At 62.4% G+C, this 19,517-nt stretch carries 22 protein-coding genes; 12 read left to right on the plus strand and 10 right to left on the minus strand.

Annotated elements, in window-relative coordinates; all coding sequences use genetic code 11:
- Nucleotides 1-53: 53 nt before the first annotated feature.
- Entirely contained in the window at nt 54-692 is a 639-nt protein-coding gene (locus tag NKI39_RS15220; protein WP_352682273.1) for a CatB-related O-acetyltransferase, read from the plus strand.
- A complete protein-coding gene (gene yihA, locus NKI39_RS15225) occupies nt 689-1,348 on the plus strand; it encodes a ribosome biogenesis GTP-binding protein YihA/YsxC (protein ID WP_352472343.1) in 660 nt (219 codons plus the stop codon). The genes NKI39_RS15220 and yihA overlap by 4 nt, the downstream gene beginning before the upstream one ends.
- Before the next feature lie 21 nt (nt 1,349-1,369).
- Here yihA and NKI39_RS15230 read toward each other — a convergent pair whose 3' ends face one another.
- Nucleotides 1,370-2,119 carry a TetR/AcrR family transcriptional regulator gene (locus NKI39_RS15230; protein WP_352832650.1) on the minus strand — a complete coding sequence of 250 codons (750 nt, stop codon included), beginning with the start codon at nt 2,117-2,119 and terminating at the stop codon, nt 1,370-1,372.
- Nucleotides 2,120-2,262: 143 nt separating this feature from the next.
- On the opposite strand from NKI39_RS15230, the gene NKI39_RS15235 reads away from it, so the two are divergent.
- The gene (locus NKI39_RS15235) at nt 2,263-3,444 is read left to right on the plus strand and encodes an HlyD family secretion protein (protein ID WP_352832652.1); all 1,182 of its coding nucleotides are present in this window, start codon (nt 2,263-2,265) and stop codon (nt 3,442-3,444) included.
- Between the two features lie 67 nt (nt 3,445-3,511).
- On the plus strand, nt 3,512-5,065 hold the full coding sequence (locus NKI39_RS15240; protein WP_245274730.1) for a DHA2 family efflux MFS transporter permease subunit: 1,554 nt from the start codon (nt 3,512-3,514) through the stop codon (nt 5,063-5,065).
- A 126-nt stretch (nt 5,066-5,191) separates the two neighbouring features.
- Here the strand turns inward: NKI39_RS15240 and msrB are convergent, their stop codons facing one another.
- The 4 genes from msrB to NKI39_RS15260 all read right to left on the minus strand — a co-directional run bounded on the left by msrB (nt 5,192) and on the right by NKI39_RS15260 (nt 7,869).
- Nucleotides 5,192-5,692, minus strand: coding sequence for a peptide-methionine (R)-S-oxide reductase MsrB (gene msrB / locus NKI39_RS15245; protein ID WP_352615007.1), 501 nt, complete (start codon nt 5,690-5,692; stop codon nt 5,192-5,194).
- Nucleotides 5,693-5,866: 174 nt separating this feature from the next.
- A complete protein-coding gene (locus tag NKI39_RS15250; RefSeq protein WP_352539955.1) occupies nt 5,867-6,424 on the minus strand; it encodes a fasciclin domain-containing protein in 558 nt (185 codons plus the stop codon).
- 204 nt (nt 6,425-6,628) lie between these two features.
- Nucleotides 6,629-7,333 (minus strand): anti-sigma factor, encoded by a 705-nt coding sequence (locus NKI39_RS15255; RefSeq protein ID WP_352472348.1) that lies wholly within the window; start codon nt 7,331-7,333, stop codon nt 6,629-6,631.
- A complete protein-coding gene (locus NKI39_RS15260; RefSeq protein ID WP_352540035.1) occupies nt 7,330-7,869 on the minus strand; it encodes a sigma-70 family RNA polymerase sigma factor in 540 nt (179 codons plus the stop codon). The genes NKI39_RS15255 and NKI39_RS15260 overlap by 4 nt, the downstream gene beginning before the upstream one ends.
- Before the next feature lie 126 nt (nt 7,870-7,995).
- Between NKI39_RS15260 and NKI39_RS15265 the strand changes: the two genes are divergently transcribed.
- Nucleotides 7,996-9,492 (plus strand): amidase, encoded by a 1,497-nt coding sequence (locus NKI39_RS15265; RefSeq protein WP_352472349.1) that lies wholly within the window; start codon nt 7,996-7,998, stop codon nt 9,490-9,492.
- A gap of 96 nt (nt 9,493-9,588) precedes the next feature.
- Nucleotides 9,589-10,482 carry an acetylglutamate kinase gene (argB, locus tag NKI39_RS15270; protein WP_352472350.1) on the plus strand — a complete coding sequence of 298 codons (894 nt, stop codon included), beginning with the start codon at nt 9,589-9,591 and terminating at the stop codon, nt 10,480-10,482.
- Nucleotides 10,483-10,501: 19 nt separating this feature from the next.
- On the opposite strand, the gene bchE is transcribed toward argB, so the two are convergent.
- Nucleotides 10,502-12,040, minus strand: coding sequence for a magnesium-protoporphyrin IX monomethyl ester anaerobic oxidative cyclase (bchE, locus tag NKI39_RS15275; RefSeq protein ID WP_352832655.1), 1,539 nt, complete (start codon nt 12,038-12,040; stop codon nt 10,502-10,504).
- A gap of 102 nt (nt 12,041-12,142) precedes the next feature.
- Nucleotides 12,143-12,619, minus strand: a complete 477-nt coding sequence (locus NKI39_RS15280; RefSeq protein ID WP_352455982.1) for an Lrp/AsnC family transcriptional regulator — start codon at nt 12,617-12,619, stop codon at nt 12,143-12,145.
- A 140-nt stretch (nt 12,620-12,759) separates the two neighbouring features.
- Here NKI39_RS15280 and phhA point away from each other — a divergent pair, with 140 nt between their 5' ends.
- Nucleotides 12,760-13,593: a phenylalanine 4-monooxygenase gene (gene phhA / locus NKI39_RS15285; RefSeq protein WP_352615014.1), complete on the plus strand. Its 834-nt coding sequence runs from the start codon at nt 12,760-12,762 to the stop codon at nt 13,591-13,593.
- Here phhA and NKI39_RS15290 read toward each other — a convergent pair.
- Entirely contained in the window at nt 13,588-14,088 is a 501-nt protein-coding gene (locus tag NKI39_RS15290; RefSeq protein WP_352832658.1) for a MarR family winged helix-turn-helix transcriptional regulator, read from the minus strand. The two genes, phhA and NKI39_RS15290, sit on opposite strands and share 6 nt — an antisense overlap.
- Before the next feature lie 94 nt (nt 14,089-14,182).
- On the opposite strand from NKI39_RS15290, the gene NKI39_RS15295 reads away from it, so the two are divergent.
- On the plus strand, nt 14,183-14,350 hold the full coding sequence (locus tag NKI39_RS15295; RefSeq protein WP_352472352.1) for a hypothetical protein: 168 nt from the start codon (nt 14,183-14,185) through the stop codon (nt 14,348-14,350).
- 49 nt (nt 14,351-14,399) lie between these two features.
- Here the strand turns inward: NKI39_RS15295 and NKI39_RS15300 are convergent, their stop codons facing one another.
- Nucleotides 14,400-15,161, minus strand: coding sequence for a GGDEF domain-containing protein (locus NKI39_RS15300; RefSeq protein WP_023677477.1), 762 nt, complete (start codon nt 15,159-15,161; stop codon nt 14,400-14,402).
- 161 nt (nt 15,162-15,322) lie between these two features.
- Here NKI39_RS15300 and NKI39_RS15305 point away from each other — a divergent pair, with 161 nt between their 5' ends.
- Nucleotides 15,323-16,030 (plus strand): pyrimidine 5'-nucleotidase, encoded by a 708-nt coding sequence (locus NKI39_RS15305; RefSeq protein WP_352455977.1) that lies wholly within the window; start codon nt 15,323-15,325, stop codon nt 16,028-16,030.
- A 34-nt stretch (nt 16,031-16,064) separates the two neighbouring features.
- Here NKI39_RS15305 and NKI39_RS15310 read toward each other — a convergent pair whose 3' ends face one another.
- A complete protein-coding gene (locus NKI39_RS15310; protein WP_352832661.1) occupies nt 16,065-16,904 on the minus strand; it encodes an LOG family protein in 840 nt (279 codons plus the stop codon).
- Between the two features lie 145 nt (nt 16,905-17,049).
- Here NKI39_RS15310 and dapD point away from each other — a divergent pair, with 145 nt between their 5' ends.
- Genes dapD through NKI39_RS15325 form a run of 3 tightly spaced genes read left to right on the plus strand, consistent with a single transcriptional unit; the run spans nt 17,050 to nt 19,122 of the window.
- Nucleotides 17,050-17,904 carry a 2,3,4,5-tetrahydropyridine-2,6-dicarboxylate N-succinyltransferase gene (gene dapD, locus NKI39_RS15315; RefSeq protein WP_352455975.1) on the plus strand — a complete coding sequence of 285 codons (855 nt, stop codon included), beginning with the start codon at nt 17,050-17,052 and terminating at the stop codon, nt 17,902-17,904.
- A 30-nt stretch (nt 17,905-17,934) separates the two neighbouring features.
- Nucleotides 17,935-18,312 carry a DUF805 domain-containing protein gene (locus NKI39_RS15320; protein WP_352455974.1) on the plus strand — a complete coding sequence of 126 codons (378 nt, stop codon included), beginning with the start codon at nt 17,935-17,937 and terminating at the stop codon, nt 18,310-18,312.
- Between the two features lie 21 nt (nt 18,313-18,333).
- Nucleotides 18,334-19,122: a hypothetical protein gene (locus NKI39_RS15325; protein ID WP_352455973.1), complete on the plus strand. Its 789-nt coding sequence runs from the start codon at nt 18,334-18,336 to the stop codon at nt 19,120-19,122.
- The last annotated feature ends 395 nt before the right edge of the window (nt 19,123-19,517 follow it).

The following is a 19,517-nucleotide window of genomic DNA, read 5'->3' on the forward strand; positions in this document are numbered from 1 at the left end:
CGGACGGATCGCGCTATTTTGACCTGCCTGGCAGTTGCTCGACGGAGCTCGATATGACCGGACCCAATCCATCGATCAAGCATCCGATCCCGTTGCACACGCGCGTCGGCTTTCTGAAGCCGCTGGTGACGGCGCCGAATATCGAGATCGGCGACTTCACCTATTATGACGACCCTGACGGACCCGACAAATTCGCCGAAAAATGCGTGCTGCATCATTATCCGTTCATCGGCGACAGGCTGATCATCGGCAAGTTCTGCGCCATTGCCGAAGGCGCGCGCTTCATCATGAACGGCGCCAATCACGCCATGTCCGGCTTTTCGACCTATCCGTTCAACATCTTTGGTCACGGCTGGGAGGAAGGTTTCGACCCGGCGACATGGTCGAAGGAGGTGCGTGGCGACACAATCGTCGGCAACGACGTCTGGATCGGCATGGAAGCGGTTATGCTGCCCGGCGTGAAGATCGGCGACGGTGCCATCGTCGCGGCAAAGTCGGTGGTGACGCACGATGTGCCGGCCTATGCGATCGTCGCCGGCAATCCGTCGAAGGTGGTGAAGATGCGCTTCGATGACAGGACCATCCGGCGGCTGCTGGCGCTGGCGTGGTGGCACTGGCCGGTAGAAAAGATCAGCCGCAATCTCAATGCCATTCGTGGCAGCAACATTTTTCTTCTGGAGGCAGCGGTTTGAACGCGTTGAACAAGACCACGATCGGCATCGAATTGTTCACGCGAGCCTGGATATTCATCCGCGGCGTGCCGGCAATGAAATTCCTGCCGCCGGAGGGTCCGCCCGAGATCGCCTTTGCGGGCCGCTCCAATGTCGGCAAATCGTCGCTGATCAACGCGCTGGTCAACCAGAAGGGGCTGGCGCGCACCTCCAACACGCCGGGCAGGACGCAAGAGCTCAACTATTTCGTGCCTGGCGGATTTTCGGGAGAAGGCGCCGATCTGCCGCCGATGGCGCTGGTCGACATGCCAGGCTATGGCTACGCCACGGCACCGAAGGAAAAGGTCGACGAGTGGACGAAGCTCGTGTTCGACTATCTGAAGGGCCGGGTGACGCTGAAGCGCGTCTACGTGCTGATCGATGCCCGCCATGGCATCAAGGCCAAGGACGACGAGGTGCTGTCGCTGCTCGACAAGGCGGCGGTGTCGTATCAGATCGTGCTGACCAAGACCGACAAGATCAAGGCGGCGGGGGTACCGCGACTGGTCGAGGAAACGCTCCAGAAGATCAAGAAACGCCCGGCGGCCTTCCCCTTCGTGCTCGCCACGTCGTCGGAAAAGAGCGAGGGCCTCGAGGAATTGCGTGCGGCGATCGTGCTCGCCGCCAATGGCGGATAGGCCACCGACCCTGGCAGCCTGTCAGGCGGGGCTGGAGGCCCGTTCCTGCTCTGCAAGCTGTTCGGTGCTGTAGGCCTTCAGGAACACATCGACGCCCGACCTGACGATGTGTTCGATCTCGGCCACACTTGGCGCCTTGGTGCGATAGGCGAAAATGCACTGGCGGAAAAGACCGGCCAGACACAGCTCGGTGAACTGATAGGCGGCAAGCTCGACGTCGTCGATCTTCAGCAGGCCGCGTTCGATAGCCATGTTGAGGAAAACGACGACCCTGTCATGGCCACGCTTCGGGCCGCGTTCGTAGAACCGGGCACCAAGCTCCGGGATGCGTTCCGACGCGCCGATCACCGTCCGCTGCGCCAGGATGACCCTCGCGGAAGTGATCTTCATGGACAGCACGATGCCGAACTTCACCAGCGTCTGGCGAAGGTCGCCGATCTGGTCGAGCACCTCATACATGTTCTTGAAAATCGTGCCGCGCTCTTCCTCGATCAGCGCTTCGAAGAGCTCTTCCTTGTTGGCGAAGTAGACATAGATGGTGCCCTTGGACACGCCGGCCTCGCGCGTAATGTCGTTCATCGACGCGGCTTCGAAGCCCTTTTCGATGAAGACACGGCGCGCACCGTCGATGATCTGGCTGCGCTTGACCGGGTCTTGACCCGCGGCCGGGCGGCCGCGCGGCAGGCTGTCCAGCAGATCGCACTGGTCCTTGCCAGCGCCGGGCAATGGGCCTGAATCAGGCAAAGGAGCGGCCTTGGGGGCTTCGGCCATAATGTCACACCTCGTAAAATAATTCGAACCATCCGGTTCGATTGCTCTTGATATGGTCCTCTTTAAGCGCTAAGTCAACGTCGAGATCGAACCGAACGGTTCAGTCTGACAAAATTCAGCGCCAGTTAATTTAGAGAGATATCATGTCCTCGAACGCGCCCACCAGTGCCGAAGTCCGCCCCTTCCCCAGTGCCAAGGTCGTCCAGCCTGCGATCGAAGCGCCGGAAACCCCTCTCAAGCCCGCCGACGTCACCCCGCTGGCTCCCGCCAAGAAGAAGCGCTCGACGCGCTCGATGTTGTTGCCCATCATCGGCCTGGCCCTGCTGGGCGCCGGCGCCTGGTATGGCTATGATTACTGGACCGACGGGCGCTTCATGATCACGACTGACGATGCCTATGTCCAGGCCGACACCGCGTTCATCTCGCCAAAAATCTCGGGTTATGTCGATCAGGTCAAAGTGACCGAGAACCAGCAGGTGAAGGCCGGCGACCCGTTGCTGATCGTCGATGACGGTGACTACAAGATAGCCGTTGCTCAGGCCGAGGCGCAGATCGCCACGTTGAGCAAGACGCTCGACCGCATCGATGCCCAGACCGAGGCGGCGCGCGCCTCGCTCAAGCAGGCGCAGGCGCAGAAGACCGCCGACCAGGCCGCGGCCGATAATGCGAAGCGAGCTCAGGTTCGTGCCGCCCAGTTGCTCAAGACCCGCGTCGGTACCCAGGCCCAGTTGGACGATGCCCAGACGGCGGTCGAGCAAGCCAATGCCGCACTAGCCGGCGCCGACGCGCAGATCGCGGCGGCTCAGGCGAATATCGGCGTGCTCCAGGCGCAGCGGGCGGAATCGGCAAGTACGCTGGGCTCGCTGCAGCTTGCCCACGACAAGGCGGTGCGGGATCTGTCCTTCACCGTGCTGCGCGCACCCTATGACGGCGTGGTCGGCAACCGCTCGGTCGAGCAGGGCGACCTGATCAGCCCCGGACAGAAGCTCGCCGTCATCGTGCCAATGGACAAGCTCTACATCGTCGCCAACTTCAAGGAGACCCAGCTTGCCCGGCTGGTGCCTGGTGAAAAGGTCAGAGTGTCGGTCGACGCGATCGACGGTCAGGACATCGAGGGTACCGTGTCGTCGCTGGCCCCGGCTTCGGGAGCAGTGTTCTCGCTGCTGCCGCCGGAAAACGCCACAGGCAATTTCACCAAGGTGGTGCAGCGCGTTCCGGTTCGCATAGACGTGCCCGCGGATGTGCTGAAGACGGGCAAGCTGCGCGCCGGCCTGAGCGTCGTCGTCGCCGTCGACAGCCGCACCGCGCCTTCGGCATCGAAGTAAAGCGGAACCGGGAGCAAGGGTCATGGCGACCGCAACCCTAACTGCAGGATCGGCGCCGGCGCCAGCCATGCCGGTGCCGGTCGACCACATCTCGACGCGCCGCGTCATCGCCTTCCTGGCAATGGTGTTCGGCATGTTCATGGCCATCCTGGACATCCAGATCGTCTCGGCCTCGCTGGCCGAGATCCAGGCGGGCCTGAGCGCCAGTTCGGACGAGATTCCGTGGGTGCAGACGGCGTATCTGATTGCCGAGGTGGTGATGATCCCGCTGTCGGGCTTCCTCAGCCGGATGCTGTCGACGCGGGTACTGTTCACAATCTCGGCGGCAGGTTTCACCGCGGCCAGCGCGCTGGCGGCGACCGCAACCAATATCGACCAGATGATCGTCTACCGCGCCGTGCAGGGCTTCATCGGCGGCGGCATGATCCCGAGCGTCTTTGCAGCCGCCTTCACCATCTTCCCGCCGTCGCGTCGCGCCATCGTCTCGCCGATGATCGGTCTGGTGGCGACGCTGGCGCCAACCATCGGCCCGACCGTCGGCGGCTATATCAGCCATGCCATGTCCTGGCACTGGCTGTTCCTGGTCAACGTCGTGCCCGGCATTCTGGTGACGACGGCCGCCTGGTCGCTGATCGACTTCGACAAACCCAATCTCAAGCTGTTCAGCAAGTTCGACTGGTGGGGGCTTGCCGGCATGGCCGCCTTCCTGGGCTGCATGGAATATGTGCTGGAGGAAGGTCCCAACAACGACTGGCTGCAGGATCAGGCGGTGTTCATCTGCGCCGTCATCATGACTTTCGGCGCGGTGCTGTTCTTCTGGCGCGTGTTCACCGCCGAGGAGCCGATTGTCGACCTGAGGGCTTTCAGCAATATCAATTTTGCCTTCGGCTCGTTGTTCTCCTTCGTCGTCGGCATCGGCCTCTACGGTCTGACCTATCTTTATCCGGTGTTTCTGGGGCGGATCCGCGGCTACGATTCGATGATGATCGGCGAGGCGCTGTTCGTCAGCGGCCTAGCCATGTTCTTCACTGCGCCGATCTCCGGCATCCTGTCGAACAAGATGGACCCGCGCATCATGATGATGATCGGCTTCTTCGGCTTCGCCACGGGGACCTGGTGGATGACGCATCTCACCGCCGACTGGGATTTCTATGAACTGCTGATCCCGCAGATCCTGCGCGGCTGCTCGATGATGCTTTGCATGGTGCCAATCAACAACATTGCGCTCGGAACCTTGCCGCCGGAGCGGCTGAAGAATGCGTCTGGCCTGTTCAACCTGACCCGCAATCTCGGCGGCGCCGTCGGCCTGGCAGTCATCAACACCGTGCTGATCGACCGCAATGCCTTCCACTACGCCAGGCTTTCCGAGCACGTGCAATGGGGAAGTGCCGCTGCGCAGCAGAAGCTGCAGAACATGACGCTCAACTTCGAGCAGACCGCCGGGCTAGACGCCTCCAAGGCGGCCATCTCCAAACTGTCAGGCATGGTCCAGCAGCAGGCGTCGCTGCTGTCGTTCATGGACGTATTCTTCATGCTGACGGTTTTGTTCGCGACGCTTGGGCTCTTCACCCTGGTGATCCGCAAGCCAGCCGCTCAGGGCGGCGGTGGCGGGGGCCATTGAGGCGCGCTGGATCCCCCGCCTGGCGCCCTCGCGCATGACCCCGAAAAGCGATTTTCGGGGTCATGCGCAAAATCAACCATTACGAAGTCCTCTCGCGCTCCGACAAAGTCAGGGTCGCAGCCGTCCTCACCCGGTCGCCGGCTTGAAGGTCAGGGCAACGCCATTGATGCAGTGTCGCAACCCGGTCGGCGGCGGACCGTCGTCGAATACGTGGCCGAGATGGCCGCCGCAGCGGCGACAATGGACCTCCGTGCGGGTCATGCCCAAAGACCTGTCCACGGTCTTGCCGACGGAATTCGGGATTTCCTGCCAGAAGCTCGGCCAGCCTGTGCCGGAATCGAACTTGGTCTCTGACGAATAGACCGGCAGGCCGCAGCCGGCGCAAGCGAAGATGCCTTTGCGGTGCTCGTTGAGCAGCGGACTGGTGCCCGGGTATTCCGTGCCCTCCTTGCGCAGCACATTGAAGGCCGCGTCGGACAGGATGGCGCGCCACTCGGCTTCGGTCTTGGTAACCTCGAAAGTCTCAGCCGCGCGTGCATCCTGGGCTCCGCCCATGCGCAGCGCGGTGGCGCCTGCGACAACGCCAATGGCTGCCGCACCACTCAAAAGAAGCTCGCGACGGTTCATGGCCATTCCTCCTGTCATTGCTTGTGCCAAATTCGACCGCCACACGGAAATCAAAAGCCGGTGACGATCGCTGTCCTCAAAGCGGGACTCCGCGCCTATCCACATCTTGCGTGAACGGCGCGGAGCGTGCGCAGGGAGGCCCTTAGCGATATCTTCGCCGGCAGCGTGCGTTTGTTACATCTTCGGCAGGAGAACCTTGTCGACGACGTGGATGACGCCGTTGGACTGCTCGACATCGGCGATCGTCACATTGGCGACGTTGCCGTTCTCGTCGGTCACGGTGACCTTGCCGCCGTCGGCCTTGAGCGACAGTTCGCAACCACCGACCGTCTTGACCTTGTGGGTGCCGCCGTCGTTCTTGACCATCTTGGCGACGTCGGCGGCCATCGCTTTGGCGCCGATGACATGGCAAGTCAGGATCTTGACAAGCTTGTCCTTGTTTTCAGGCCTGAGCAGCGTCTCCACCGTGCCGGCTGGAAGTGCCGCAAAGGCCTCGTTGGTCGGCGCGAACACAGTGAAGGGGCCAGCGCTTTGCAGTGTATCGACCAGGCCGCCTGCCTTGACGGCAGCGACCAGCGTCGTGTGGTCCTTCGAGTTGATAGCATTTTCGACGATGTTTTTCTGGGCATACATGGCGGCGCCGCCGACCATCGGATTTTGAGCATAGGCAATGGTGGCGAGCGCGGAAATGGCGACCGTGCCGGCAAGCAAAAGGGTGGCGAATTTACGCATGATTTCAATCTCCTCGGGTTATCGTTCCCCTCATTTTGGAACGCAAGGAGATACGCGATAGAAATGCTGGAGTTTCGCCCTCTCCGCAAAAAAATATTTGTCGCTGCAATTTGCCGGGCTCGGATCGACAGCCGCCAACAAGCTTTGCAGGCGTCTACATCGCGGGAGATAGATTTCAGGTCTGCTTCCCGCGATGAGAAGCGGTCAGATGCTCTTCAGATCGCCCGCTGCGACCACCGGTCCAGTCGGCTGGCCGGTCGGTGAACCGCCGGCCGGCTCAACGCTGACCGCAAGCACGGCGCCTTGCGCCAATTTCTCCTGGACGGCGGGCGGGATGGCCAAATGCGCGGTCGCACCGGCCGGGATGACGCCCATCGACACCGGCGCCTTCTTGCCTTCGATCATCCACAGCTCGAAGTCCTTGCCGGCGGCCCGCTCGCCGGAAACGTGGGAAAGACCGACCTCGTGACGGGCGGCATCGTAGACGACGAGATATTTGACGTCGCTGCCTTCGGCCGCCAGCGAGGCGACAAGCCGCGCCTGCGGCGGCTCGGTGGACGGGCGGAAGTAAGGCACGGCGATGTAGATCGCCAGCGCCGCAATGGCGGCGGCGGCAAGACCGCGCCAGAAGCCAAGGCTCGACCACAGGCCGGCGCGCGGCTCTGCAGCGAAAAGCCGGCGGTCCAATGCTTCCTTGACCCTGATCGGAGGCTCTGTCTCCGGATAGGCGGCGGCCATCGGCGAAAGATGCGCCTCCCAGGCATCGACAAGGCGCGCGAAGGCGGCGTCCGCATCGATGCGGCGCGACGCGATCTCGCGTTCATCGGCGGCCAGAACGCCAAGAACGTATTCGGCGGCGAACAGGTCGTCGCCCCCACGTTCCGGTCCATTGTCGTCAGCCAGCGTCATCTCTCCAGGCATTCTCTCAGTTTCAACAGGCTGCGCCGCAGCCAGGTCCGCATCGTGTTCAGCGGTACGCCATAGCGCTCCGCCAGTTCGGCATAGCTTTTGCCATCCAGATAGGCGCCCCGAACGGCCGCCGCCCGGTCCTTCTCCAATTCCTCGAGACAATGGTAGATGCGTTCGGACTCACCGCCCGCCACGGCCATGGTCTCCGGCCCCGGCGCCGGATCGGCCACGTCGAGCGCGGCATCGATATAGGCGGCAGGCTCTCGCCGCGCCCTGATCCGATCGATCGCATGATTGCGCGCAATGGCCACCAGCCAGGAGATCGGGCTCAGATCCGAAACGGCGAAACGGTCCGCCTTCGTCCATATCTTGACGAAGACCTCTTGAAGCGCTTCTTCAGCATCTCCCCGATCCTTCAATACACGAAGGCAGACGCCGAAAAGTTTCGCGCTGGTCTGCCGGTAGAGCAGATCGAACGCAGCCCGGTCCTTCATCGAAGTCCGGACAATCAGGTTGCTGATGTCCTGCGGCGTCATTCGCCGCCAAATTAGGCGATTGTAATGTATTTGCAACGACTGAAATGGTCTTGCGCACCGGCAGCGCCAGCGTCGATTGCCAATGAAATCGCCGCCCGCTAGCTTGCAATGAGCGGGAGGGCGACCATGTCGATCGAGCGGGTTCTGTGGGAGCATGACGCAACCGGCCAGGCCGCACTCGTGCACAAGGGAGAGATCACACCGCAAGATCTCGTCGATGCGGCGATCGCCCGGGCCGAGGCCACCCTGCCGGAGATCAACGCCATCGCCGAACCGCTTTTTGAGGCGGCGCGGGCGCGAGCGAAAACCGTCGACCACAAGCTGCCGCTTGCCGGAGTGCCCTTTGCGCTGAAGGACCTCGGCATCGCCATGAAAGGCGTGCCGACGCATGGCGGCAGCCGCATCCCAGCTTTCACCCCCGATTTCAGTTCGGTGATGACGGAACGCTATCTGGCCGCCGGCCTGATCCCGATCGCCACCAGCACCGCACCCGAACACGGGCTGAGGCTGGTGACCGAGTCGGTGGCTTACGGCGTCACCCGCAATCCATGGAACACCGCGCATACGACCGGCGGTTCCTCGGGCGGTGCGGCTGCGCTGGTCGCGGCCGGCGTCGTGCCGGTGGCGCATGCCTCGGATGGCGGCGGCTCGATCAGGGTGCCTGCCGCTTGCACCGGGCTGGTCGGGCTGAAAACCTCGCGCGGCCGCGTACCCTTGACGCCGCTCGTCACCGAAAGCTGGTACGGCTTCGTCGTCGACCATGCGTTGGCCCGCTCCGTGCGCGATACGGCCCTGCTGCTCGACCTGACCCACGGGCCCGACCCGCTGTCGCCCTACGCGGCACCCTCGCCGAACGGCAGTTTCACTGCGGCCGCCGGGCGCGATCCGGGCAAGCTCAAGCTCGCCTTCTATCGAAAATCGCCGCTCGGCTTGCCGATATCCGAAGAGACGTTGAAAGCTCTGGATGCGGCGATTGCGCTGGCGCGCGAAGGCGGGCACGGCGTCGAGGAGATCGACCTGCCCTATATCGATCGTGATTTCATCGCCGATTTCGCCAGAACCGTCGCCGCGGCGGTGGCCGGCACGATGCGTGGCGAGGCCTTGCGCGTCGGCCGCTCCATCTCAGGCGACATCGAACGCGCCACGCGCGTGATGAGCCGGTTCGGTGAAATCCTCTCGGCCGGCGAAATCTATGCCGGCCTGCAGCGGCTGCACGCAACCTCGCGCCGGCTTATCACCGAAACCGCGCACTATGATGCAGTGCTGATGCCTGTCATCGCGCACCCGCCGCTCGCCTGCGGCACCATGGACCCGAAAGGCGCCGACGAATTCATCGAGAATGTCCTGGACAGACTGCGCCTCGCCGGCCTGCTGAAGTTCAAGCCGCTATTCGGCCAGCTGATGGACAAGAGCCTGTGGTTCACCCACTGGCCGGCGATCCAGAACGTCAGCGGGCAACCGTCGATCACGCTTCCGGTTTACGTCACCGATGCCGGCCTGCCGCTCGGCGTCCAGGCCGCCGGCCGCCCCGGCGACGAGGAAACGCTTTTGTCGTTCGCCGCGCAGATGGAAAGGATCTCGGGCTGGCTGGGCCGACGGGCGCCGCTGCAGCGGCCGGCATAGGCGGTGATTTGATCGATCGTGACAGCAAAGCCGTTTGCCCCGTCGTCTAATTCCCGCTAAGACGCCGCCGTTCATGCCAAGCTGGGATCCACGCCGATGACGGATGTCGCCGCCACCGCCGAAATGCAGGCCGCGCTGCTTTCAAGGGCGCTGCCCTACATGCAGCGCTACGAGAACAAGACGGTCGTGGTGAAATATGGCGGCCACGCGATGGGCGACATCGCGCTCGGCAAGGCTTTCGCCCGCGACATCGCACTTTTGAAACAATCCGGCGTCAACCCGATCGTCGTGCATGGCGGCGGGCCGCAGATCGGCGCCATGCTCGCCAAGATGGGCATCGAATCCAAATTCGAGGGCGGCTTGCGCGTCACCGACCAGAAAACCGTCGAGATTGTCGAGATGGTGCTGGCCGGGTCGATCAACAAGGAGATCGTCGCGCTGATCAATGCCGAGGGCGAGTGGGCGATCGGCCTGTGCGGCAAGGACGGCAACATGGTGTTTGCCGAAAAGGCACGAAAGACCATGATCGATCCGGATTCCAACATCGAACGGGTGCTCGACCTGGGCTTCGTTGGTGAGCCTGTCGAGGTCGACCGCACATTGCTCGACCTCCTGGCGCGGTCCGAAATGATCCCGGTGCTGGCGCCGGTGGCGCCCGGCCGCGACGGCCATACCTACAACATCAACGCCGACACTTTTGCCGGCGCCATCGCCGGCGCCTGCCAGGCGACGCGCCTGCTGTTCCTTACCGACGTGCCCGGCGTGCTCGACAAGGACAAGAAGCTGATCGACGAGCTGACCGTGGCCGAGGCCAAGGCCCTGATCAAGGACGGCACGGTCTCGGGCGGCATGATCCCCAAAGTCGAGACCTGCATCGAGGCAATCGAGCGCGGCGTCGCAGGCGTCGTCATCCTCAACGGCAAGACGCCGCATGCGGTGCTGCTCGAGCTGTTCACCGAACACGGCGCCGGCACGCTGATCGTGCCGTGAGGCCGGGTGTCTGAGGGGCTCATGCGTTTGGCGAAATAGCGGTCACGGACTTACGCGGCAGGCGTTCGACAACCATCGATTCCTCTTCCTCGTCTTGCGGCGCGCCCCAGAATTCGGCGAGCGTCGGGCCATTTTTGAGGCGGCGGTCGCGGACCAGAAAGCCCCAGACTTCGCGAAACCAGACGCGGCGGCCCATTCTGGTGTACCAGCGCATCGAATGCCGTTGCTCCGGATCCTTGTGGAACAGGATGCGCGCCAAGGCCTTGGGCCGCGACTGCACCGCCAGTTCGATCAGCTTGACGGCGAAGAACAGCATCCACGGCTTGAGGCGGGTCATCCGCAGGACCTGATGCTTGTAGTCCCACAGGCGGGCGTCCAGCTGGATCACCTTGCGGTCCTTGGCAATCCTGAAGAACGGCGTCCAGCGATGCGGCGTCACATAGAGCGCCTGGATCTGGTCGGGGTCATAAGCGATCAGCTGGCGGAAGCCGCGCCAGAGGTCGCGCAAACTTTCGTCCTCGAAACCGGCCACCCAGGTCGCCATCGACAAGATGCCGTTGAGGCGCAGCAGCCGTATCGCCTCGCGGTCGGACGAGGTGCTGCCGCCCTTGCGGATCAATGCAAGCGTCCGCTCGTCGGTGTTTTCCATGCCAAGCAGCCAGCGGATGACGCCGGCCCGGCGATAGAGATGCAGGCTGTCGGCGTCGCGGACGATGTCGTCGGCGCGGGTGGAGCCGACGATCAGCACCGGCACATTCTCGGCGATCATCGCATCGAGAAAGGCGCGCCAGGCTTTTTTGGACGACGTCGGGTTCTCGTCGGCAAGGTTGATCAGCTCGACGCCATGCTCGCGGTATAGCCAGGCAATCTCCCGCGCGAACTTCCCGGGGTCGCGGTGCCGCCAGCGCGTCCAGAAGCCGCGCTGGCCGCAATAGTTGCACAGATGCGGACAGCCTCGCGAGAACTGCATGACCACCGCGCGCTTGCCTCCCCAATAGCTGTAGCGACTGAGGTCGATCAGTTCCCAGCCGATGCGGTAGTCGTCCAGGTTGGCGATCGTTCTTGCCGGCTTGGTGGCAAAGGGCTGGCGCAAATCGTCAGGAAAGGCGATGCCCGCCACATCCGACAGCGGCTTGCGGTTTTCAAGCGCTTCGACCAGCGCGACGATGGTCGCCTCGCCCTCGCCACGAACGATGAAGTCGAAGACATTCGTTTCAGCCAGTATGTCGCGCCAGTGATAGGTCGGAAACACGCCGCCATAAATCAGGATTGCCGCCGGATCGATGTGCTTGACCATGCCGGCGATCAGCAGGGCTGTCGGATGCGCAGACGTCGAGCCGGAATGGCCGATCAGAATACAGTGGGGATGATCGCTCAACGCGTCCCGGACCAGCGTGGCAAGCGCCATCGGCCCGAATTCGGCGTCCACAAGCCGCACTTGATGTCCCGCGTCGATCAGCGGACCGCCCAGTGCCAGCAAACCGAGCGGCGGCAGATGGTCGTCCGGCACGCGGCTGCCGATAGCTGTATGTGGCGGATTGATCAGGACGATTTTCATGGCGGACCTTATGCAATGGCGGTCCGCATGTCGTAGTCGGCGATCTAGCTCTGGAGATTGGCTCGATTCAGCAGTTCGTGTGCAGCTTTTCCGCAGAAATGCCTATCGTCTGAGATGTGCAAGCGGGACATGGCCTGGCCCCTTGATGTTCTGCAGCACAAGCTGCGTGTGTACGTCGCGCACGCCTTCGAGCCGCATCAGCCGGTGCATGACGAAGGCATTGAGTTCGTCGACCGACGGCACCATGACATGCAGCAGGAAATCGTAGTCTCCAGTCATCGTCCAGCACGACGACACCTCGTCCATGCGCTGCACGGCGGCGATAAAGTTTTCGGGCGAGCCGTCGCTGTGGGTTACGAGGCGCACCTGGATGAACACCTCGACCATCAGCCCGACGGCGCGGCGGCTGAGCACCGCAGCGAAGCCCTTTATGATGCCCGCCTGCTGAAGGGCCTCGAAGCGCCGCGCGCAAGGTGTCGTCGACAGGCCGATCTCCTGCGCCAATTCGGAGACCGGCTTGCGCCCGTCGCGCTGCAGGATGTCGAGCATCTTGATCTCGAATTCGTCAAACTGAGGCATTTTCACTCTCCCAAAGCTCGATCGTGGAGCCTTTTACCTCCAACCCTGCGTTTGAGCCACCATCAAAGCTGATTTGCCTCGCGCCATCCGGCTAGAATTTCCGGCAATCCGCTGATCATGATTTCCAGGGAGAGCAAGCCATGACAATGAACGTTGCCGACTATGCCCGCGAATGCGCGGCGCGAGGTCTTCGCGGCGATTATTCGGTCTGCCGTGCCGATTTCACCGTGGCGCAGGGCTACAATTATAACGACGAAGAACAGGCGGTGTGGCGCACACTGTGCGACCGCCAGACGAAGCTGACCAGGAAGCTCGCCCATCATTCCTATCTCGATGGCGTTGCGGCGCTCGGCCTTCTCGACAAGATCCCGGATTTCGGTGCGGTCAGCGAGAAGCTGCGCAAGTTCACCGGCTGGGAGATCGTCGCCGTGCCGGGGCTCATCCCCGCCCAGCCGTTCTTCGACCACCTCGCCAACCGCCGCTTCCCGGTCACCAACTGGCTTCGAACCCAAAAGGAGCTCGACTACATCGTCGAGCCCGACATGTTCCACGATTTCTTCGGTCACGTGCCGATCCTGACGCAGCCGGTCTTTGCCGACTTCATGCAGATGTATGGCAAAAAGGCCGATAGCGTGATTGCGCTCGGCGGCGACGAGATGATCACCAGGCTTTACTGGTACACCGTCGAATACGGGCTGATACGCGAGCCGGGCCAGCCGCTGAAGGCTTTCGGCGCCGGGCTGATGTCATCCTTCACGGAGCTTCAGTTCGCGGTCGAAGGCGGCGAGGCGCACCATGTCCCGTTCGACCTGGAAACCGTGATGCGCACCGGCTACGAGATCGACAAGTTCCAGCGTGCCTATTTCGTGCTGCCGTCGTTCGACGCCCTGCGTGATGCTTTCGAGACCGCCGATCTTGCGGCGATCGTGGCGCGCCGCAAAGGCGAGCCAGCGCTCGACCCGGCGAGCCTATAGGCTGTCGGCTGTTTCCAAAGCCTCGGCCTTCAGCCGGGCCAGCTGGTCGCGCTGAAGGTCGAGCGACGCCGTGACGAAGCGCAGGATCGTGGCGAGTTCAGTGTCGCTGAATGTGGCGATCACCTTTTCCCCCTCCTGCGCGATCGCGCCATAATAGCGCGTCGATAGTTCTCGCGTGAGTTCCGTCGCCTCTATGACCACCTTGCGCCTGTCCTCGAGGCTGCGCGTTCGTGTCAGCAGGCCGCGTGCCTCCAGCCGGTCGATCAGCGCGGTGACCGCGGCCGGCGTCAACCCTGTTGCGGCCGCGACCTCGCCAGCCGATCGCGGGCCGCCATAGAGCAGCGCCAGGCAATGGCGTTCCGCCATACTCAGCCCAAGCTTATCGCCCACTGCCTCGTCATAAGCCTGCGTCGCGTCCTGCCAGCCCATAATGGCAAGGCTGACGGCGGTCTTCATGTCGGCCCGATTCATGTTTGACAAATTTATTTCGATCATCTAACTATCAATTTGCATAACATTACCGCCATTATAGTAATATGCTGCATCAGGCGCAAGGCAAAGGCCTGTCGCAGCCTGCAAGGAGTGAAACATGAATCAGACCCCAACGCGCGGCCCATTCACACCGGCCGAGGAGTTCAGATATGCCAAGCTGGCGATGGAGTGGTATGGCTGGGGCTCTCCCATTGGCCTTGGCATCGCTCTGGTGGCGCTGGCGGCGGCCGCCCTGCTGTTCCGCATCGCCATCGTCGGATTTTGACAGTCTGGCAGCGGCGCGGTTGAATGCAGCAGAAGGCTTAGGGCCGAGCTCAGGCGGCTTCGGAAATATCGCGGTCGATGATCGACAGATTCCGGCCGCGATGCTTGGCCTCGTAGAGCCGCTGGTCGGCGGCGCGCATTAGCTCCGACACTGCGGCGTCTCTGCCGCAGGTGATGCCGCCAATACTGACTGTCAGCGGAACCGTTCGTTCGTCGACGGGCCGGAAACGGATACGCTCGACTTCACGGCGGATGCGCTCGGCGATGCGCCTGGCCTCGTGTTCGGTGGCACCAATCAGAAGGGCGCAGAATTCCTCGCCGCCGATGCGGCCAAGCACGTCGCCGCTGCGCACGCCACGCTCTATCGCGTTTGCAATCAGGAGCAGCGCATCGTCGCCGATCAGATGGCCGTAGCTGTCGTTGATGGTCTTGAAATGGTCGGCATCGACGATCAGCAATGCCCCGCGATCGGATTTGCGCCGGGAGCCGTCGAGAGCGGCAAAGAAACTTTCGCGGTTGAGCATGCCGGTCATGTCGTCGCGGCTCGCCTTTTCCGCCAAGCGCCTGTGTGCGGCGGCGAGTTGGGCATGGGCGCGGGCGAGCTCGCGATGCGCGGTCTGCAACCTTTCGCCCTGCCAGAACGTATAGGCGCCGACGCTCCAGGCCAGCGCGAGCGGGCACACGGTGGATGTCAGCCAGATGGTGCGATTGATCGGAAACCCCATTGCCGGCACGACGATCAGCGTCAGCAAAAGCGAGACCGCGACGGAGGCGAAAGCGATGGCGGCAGACTTTAGAAATATGCGATTCATCGCTTGCTCCCACTGGTCCGTCTTGGTTCCAGCAAAGCGCTGAATGTCACCTTTCGGCGATGCTTAAGATTTTAATCATGGCGCCATTTTTACCACCCAGGGCGCGCATAGGTTGTGGATAAACCTCCTGTTAGAAAGATCGTTTCGTGCCATAAGGACGTATGACGACACTTCCCGACCCCGCCCGCTTTGCCCATGTCACCGACTGGGTGTTCGATCTCGACAACACGCTTTATCCGCATCATTCGAATCTGTTCTCGCAGATCGATGTGAAGATGACCGCCTACGTCGGAGAATTGCTGACGCTGCCGCGCGAGGAAGCACGCAAGCTGCAAAAGGAGCTCTACCGCGAATATGGCACGACGCTGAACGGATTGATGACGCGCCACGGCATCGACCCCGACGATTTTCTCGAGAAAGTGCACGATATCGATTATTCCTGGCTGGTGCCCGATCCCGTCCTCGGCACCGCCATTCGCCAGCTTCCCGGCCGTAAATTCATCTTCACCAACGGGGATCGCCGGCATGCCGAACGCACCGCGCGGCAGTTGGGCATTCTCGAGCATTTCGATGATATTTTCGATATCGTCGCAGCCGGACTGAACCCGAAGCCGGCGCGGCAATCCTATGAGAAATTTGCCGAACTCCACGCCGTTACCGGACAAAATGCGGTGATGTTCGAAGATCTTGCCCGCAACCTGTCGGTGCCGAAATCGCTGGGCATGACCACGGTGCTGGTGGTGCCGCGCAATTTCGAGCCGACCTTCTCGGAAATCTGGGAACGCGACCCGGCCAACGAGGACGATGTGGACTTCGTCACCGACGACCTCGCCAGCTTTCTCACGGCGATCGTGGAAGTCCCTGCTTGAGGCAGCCGGCGCGCTTCAAGTCCTTGCTTGCATGTCAAAGTTTATAGAAGCGGCTGACGATCCCCCAGGCCTCGTCAGCGGTGTCGACGAAATCGATGATATCCTGATCGCCGGGTGTGATCGTGCCTTGCTCGGCGAGGAAATCGAGGTCGATCGCCTTTGCCCAGAAAGCCTTGCCGAACAGAATGACCGGCACGCGTTCCATGCGGCCGGTCTGGATCAGGGTCAGCGTCTCGAAGAACTCGTCCATCGTGCCGAAGCCGCCTGGAAACACCGCAACGGCCTTGGCACGCATGACGAAATGCATCTTGCGGACCGCGAAATAGTGGAAGTTGAAGCAGAGTTCCGGCGTCACGTAGGCGTTTGGCGCCTGCTCGTGTGGCAGCACGATATTGAGACCGATCGACGGCGCGCCAACATCGTCGGCGCCACGATTGCCGGCCTCCATGACACCCGGCCCGCCGCCGGTCACCACGACGAATTCGCGATAGTACGAGGTGGCCGACTGCTGTGAGCAGAGGCGGGCGAATTTGCGCGCCTCCTCGTAATATTTGCTGTTTTGCTCGAGGTTCTTCTTCTGCGTCTCGTTCTTGGCCGCCCAGGCTTCGCCGCCGGGCTCGGGAATGCGCGCGCCGCCGAACAGGATGACGGTCGATTGGATGCCGCGCTCGGCCAGGATCATCTCCGGCTTCAGCAGTTCGAGTTGCAGCCTGACCGCGCGCAACTCGCGCCGCGTCATGAAATCGGGGTCGTTCCAGGCCAGCCGATATGTCTCCGCGCGCGTTTGCGGCGTGTCCGGCACGCTTTTCGATCGCTCCAGATCCTCGTCCGAATGCGGCAGCGGCGTCCATCCCGCCTTTTCCATGGGAGTCATATTTGCTTTACCCGTCCAATCATTCACCTGCGCCGTCCCGTGACGCTGCCGCGATTGACCCTCCCCAAGCCTTCACATAGGGTCCGCGCGACTTTCAAACAGGTTAAGGCGCCGGCCCTTAACAGCTTGGTAATGGAGCGAATTCATGTCGAAGCCCGATCTCGCGAGCCTCGAGGAGATCATCGAGAACGCCTTCGAGGAACGCGACACGATTTCGACCGCAACCCGCGGCGAGACGCGCGAGGCCATCCAATCGGCGCTCGACCTGCTCGACCGGGGCGTCGCACGCGTCGCCGAGCGGCAGGCCGACGGCAAATGGCACGTCAACCAGTGGCTGAAAAAAGCGGTGCTGCTGTCCTTCCGGCTCACCCCGATGGAGATCATAGAGGGCGGTCCCGGTCAGGCGGTATGGTGGGACAAGGTGCCCTCAAAATTCGACGGCTGGAGCGCCGTCGATTTCGAGAAGGCGGGCTTCCGCGCCGTGCCGTCGTCGATCGTGCGCCGCTCCGCCTACGTCGCGCCCGGCGCCGTGCTGATGCCGTCCTTCGTCAATGTCGGCGCCTATGTCGACAGCGGCACCATGGTCGACACCTGGGCTTCGGTCGGCTCCTGTGCCCAGATCGGCAAGAATGTGCATCTGTCGGGCGGCGTCGGCATCGGCGGTGTGCTGGAGCCGATGCAGGCCGGCCCAACCATCATCGAGGACAATTGCTTCATCGGCGCCCGTTCCGAAGTGGTCGAAGGCTGCATCGTTCGCGAAGGCTCGGTGCTCGGCATGGGCGTCTTCATCGGCCAGTCGACCAAGATCGTCGACCGTGCCACCGGCGAGATCTTCTACGGCGAGGTGCCGCCTAATTCCGTCGTCGTCGCCGGCTCGCTGCCGGGCAAGCCTTTTCCAAACAACGAGCCCGGCCCCAGCCTCTACTGCGCCGTCATCGTCAAGCGGGTCGATGCCAGAACCCGTTCCAAGACATCGATCAACGAATTGCTGCGCGATTGATCTTTCTCAACGAATACGGACGGAATTCGCTTGCCTGATAGATCAGACCTCATCTGGCTTTTCTTCAAAGCTTCGGGCCGCGTCAGCCGCGCGGCCTATTTTCTTGGAGGACTGCTGGTGGCCATCATACAGGCCTTCCCGCTCTACCGTTTCACGCTGGTGCCGGAGGGCACCACCGAGAGCAACATGTGGTCGTTCATTTTCTTCATCGCCTTCATTGCCTCGCTTTGGTCGAACGTGGTGCTGGCGGTCAAGCGGTTGCACGACCTCGACAAGCCGGGCGTTGCGGCGCTGGTGCTGTTCGTGCCGGTTGTCTCGATCATCGCTTTCCTCGTGCTTTGCCTGTTTCCAGGGCAACCCGGCCCCAACCGCTACGGCAAGCGCACCAACGCCCCGGCCGAACCCTGAGCACCGATCGGACATTTCGTCATGCGCTACCGCTCGCTTGATCCGAAACTGATCCTCGAAACCGCCGAACGGCTGGAAGGGCGCGTCGCCGAGCGCTTTCCCGATGCAGGCTTGCGCGGCGTCGCCGCCGAGCTCGTGTCGCTGTCGCGCGATCTGGCAAAGGCAGCCAAGGCGCTGGAGGCGCCGATCTGGTGGCTGCGCGGCCTCATCATCGCCGCCTTCGTCGTCGGAGCGCTGATGTTCCTGTTCGTCGGCACAATCCTGCCGCTCGGCCGCATCTCGGGAAACCACGATGCCTTCCAGTCGGTGCAAGGCATCGAAGCCTCCCTCAACATGATCATCCTCGCGGTGCTGGGCTTCCTGGCCCTGATTCGCTCCGAGGAGCGGATCAAGCGCAAGCGGGTGTTTCGCCAGCTCCACGGGCTGCGGTCGCTGATCCACGTCATCGACATGCACCAGCTGACCAAGGATCCGGCAACGCTTTCAGCCAGTTTCAAGCCGACTGCGCATTCGCCAGCCCGCATCACCAACGCCGCCGACCTTGCCCGCTATCTCGACTACTGCTCCGAAATGCTGTCGATCACCGGCAAGATCGCCGCGCTGTTCGCGCAATCGGTGAATGACGCCGTGGTCATCGACGGCGTCAATGACATCGAGAACCTGGCTTCGAACCTCTCGCGAAAGATCTGGCAGAAGATCACGCTGATCGAAACCCCTCATGGGCAGCCGGCACGTGCGGCGAAGACCGATCCCGAGCCGGGCCCGCCGCGCCGGCCTGCAGTCCGCAGACGACCGGGGCCGGCAAGCTAAAACCGGCAACCCGGCGGCAGATCCGCTAGAGCGGTTCATCGTTTCGCAGAAACGCCGAACCGCTCTATCTTTTTTGTTTTGACGCAATTCCGGACGGAAAACCGCTTCACACTTTTCCTGGAATTGCTTGTCTTATGACTTTCGCTGCCGAATGGGTCAGAAAGGAACGCTGAGAGAGGGTAGCCGCCCTCCCTCAGCGGCGAGGGTCGGATCGGTGGAATTGCTGACCGTTTGACGGGTCGAGCTAGAGTCGGATCGCCCTCGTCTTTCCCTTGAGGCCTGAACGGATACCCGGAGTTCGGCTCCGAATGACAAGCACAGGACAAGTGAAAGATGACCAACGATACCATCGGGATCGACATATCGAAAGACCATCTCGACGCCCACAGGCTGAG

This window comes from Mesorhizobium sp. M0664 (assembly GCF_040320565.1).
Classification (GTDB): Bacteria; Pseudomonadota; Alphaproteobacteria; order Rhizobiales; family Rhizobiaceae; genus Mesorhizobium.

What these genes read in the sequence shown, in the direction of transcription:
- NKI39_RS15300 (WP_023677477.1), bottom strand. Translation starts at nt 15,161, where the DNA reads ATGAATCGCATATTTCTAAAGTCTGCCGCCATCGCTTTCGCCTCCGTC.
- NKI39_RS15310 (WP_352832661.1), bottom strand. Translation starts at nt 16,904, where the DNA reads ATGACTCCCATGGAAAAGGCGGGATGGACGCCGCTGCCGCATTCGGAC.
- msrB (WP_352615007.1), bottom strand. Translation starts at nt 5,692, where the DNA reads ATGAACCGTCGCGAGCTTCTTTTGAGTGGTGCGGCAGCCATTGGCGTT.
- dapD (WP_352455975.1), top strand. Translation starts at nt 17,050, where the DNA reads ATGTCGAAGCCCGATCTCGCGAGCCTCGAGGAGATCATCGAGAACGCC.
- NKI39_RS15265 (WP_352472349.1), top strand. Translation starts at nt 7,996, where the DNA reads ATGTCGATCGAGCGGGTTCTGTGGGAGCATGACGCAACCGGCCAGGCC.
- NKI39_RS15325 (WP_352455973.1), top strand. Translation starts at nt 18,334, where the DNA reads ATGCGCTACCGCTCGCTTGATCCGAAACTGATCCTCGAAACCGCCGAA.
- phhA (WP_352615014.1), top strand. Translation starts at nt 12,760, where the DNA reads ATGACAATGAACGTTGCCGACTATGCCCGCGAATGCGCGGCGCGAGGT.
- NKI39_RS15295 (WP_352472352.1), top strand. Translation starts at nt 14,183, where the DNA reads ATGAATCAGACCCCAACGCGCGGCCCATTCACACCGGCCGAGGAGTTC.
- NKI39_RS15260 (WP_352540035.1), bottom strand. Translation starts at nt 7,869, where the DNA reads ATGACGCCGCAGGACATCAGCAACCTGATTGTCCGGACTTCGATGAAG.
- argB (WP_352472350.1), top strand. Translation starts at nt 9,589, where the DNA reads ATGACGGATGTCGCCGCCACCGCCGAAATGCAGGCCGCGCTGCTTTCA.
- bchE (WP_352832655.1), bottom strand. Translation starts at nt 12,040, where the DNA reads ATGAAAATCGTCCTGATCAATCCGCCACATACAGCTATCGGCAGCCGC.
- NKI39_RS15235 (WP_352832652.1), top strand. Translation starts at nt 2,263, where the DNA reads ATGTCCTCGAACGCGCCCACCAGTGCCGAAGTCCGCCCCTTCCCCAGT.
- NKI39_RS15290 (WP_352832658.1), bottom strand. Translation starts at nt 14,088, where the DNA reads ATGATCGAAATAAATTTGTCAAACATGAATCGGGCCGACATGAAGACC.
- NKI39_RS15305 (WP_352455977.1), top strand. Translation starts at nt 15,323, where the DNA reads ATGACGACACTTCCCGACCCCGCCCGCTTTGCCCATGTCACCGACTGG.
- NKI39_RS15230 (WP_352832650.1), bottom strand. Translation starts at nt 2,119, where the DNA reads ATGGCCGAAGCCCCCAAGGCCGCTCCTTTGCCTGATTCAGGCCCATTG.
- NKI39_RS15250 (WP_352539955.1), bottom strand. Translation starts at nt 6,424, where the DNA reads ATGCGTAAATTCGCCACCCTTTTGCTTGCCGGCACGGTCGCCATTTCC.
- NKI39_RS15240 (WP_245274730.1), top strand. Translation starts at nt 3,512, where the DNA reads ATGCCGGTGCCGGTCGACCACATCTCGACGCGCCGCGTCATCGCCTTC.
- NKI39_RS15255 (WP_352472348.1), bottom strand. Translation starts at nt 7,333, where the DNA reads ATGACGCTGGCTGACGACAATGGACCGGAACGTGGGGGCGACGACCTG.
- NKI39_RS15280 (WP_352455982.1), bottom strand. Translation starts at nt 12,619, where the DNA reads ATGCCTCAGTTTGACGAATTCGAGATCAAGATGCTCGACATCCTGCAG.
- NKI39_RS15220 (WP_352682273.1), top strand. Translation starts at nt 54, where the DNA reads ATGACCGGACCCAATCCATCGATCAAGCATCCGATCCCGTTGCACACG.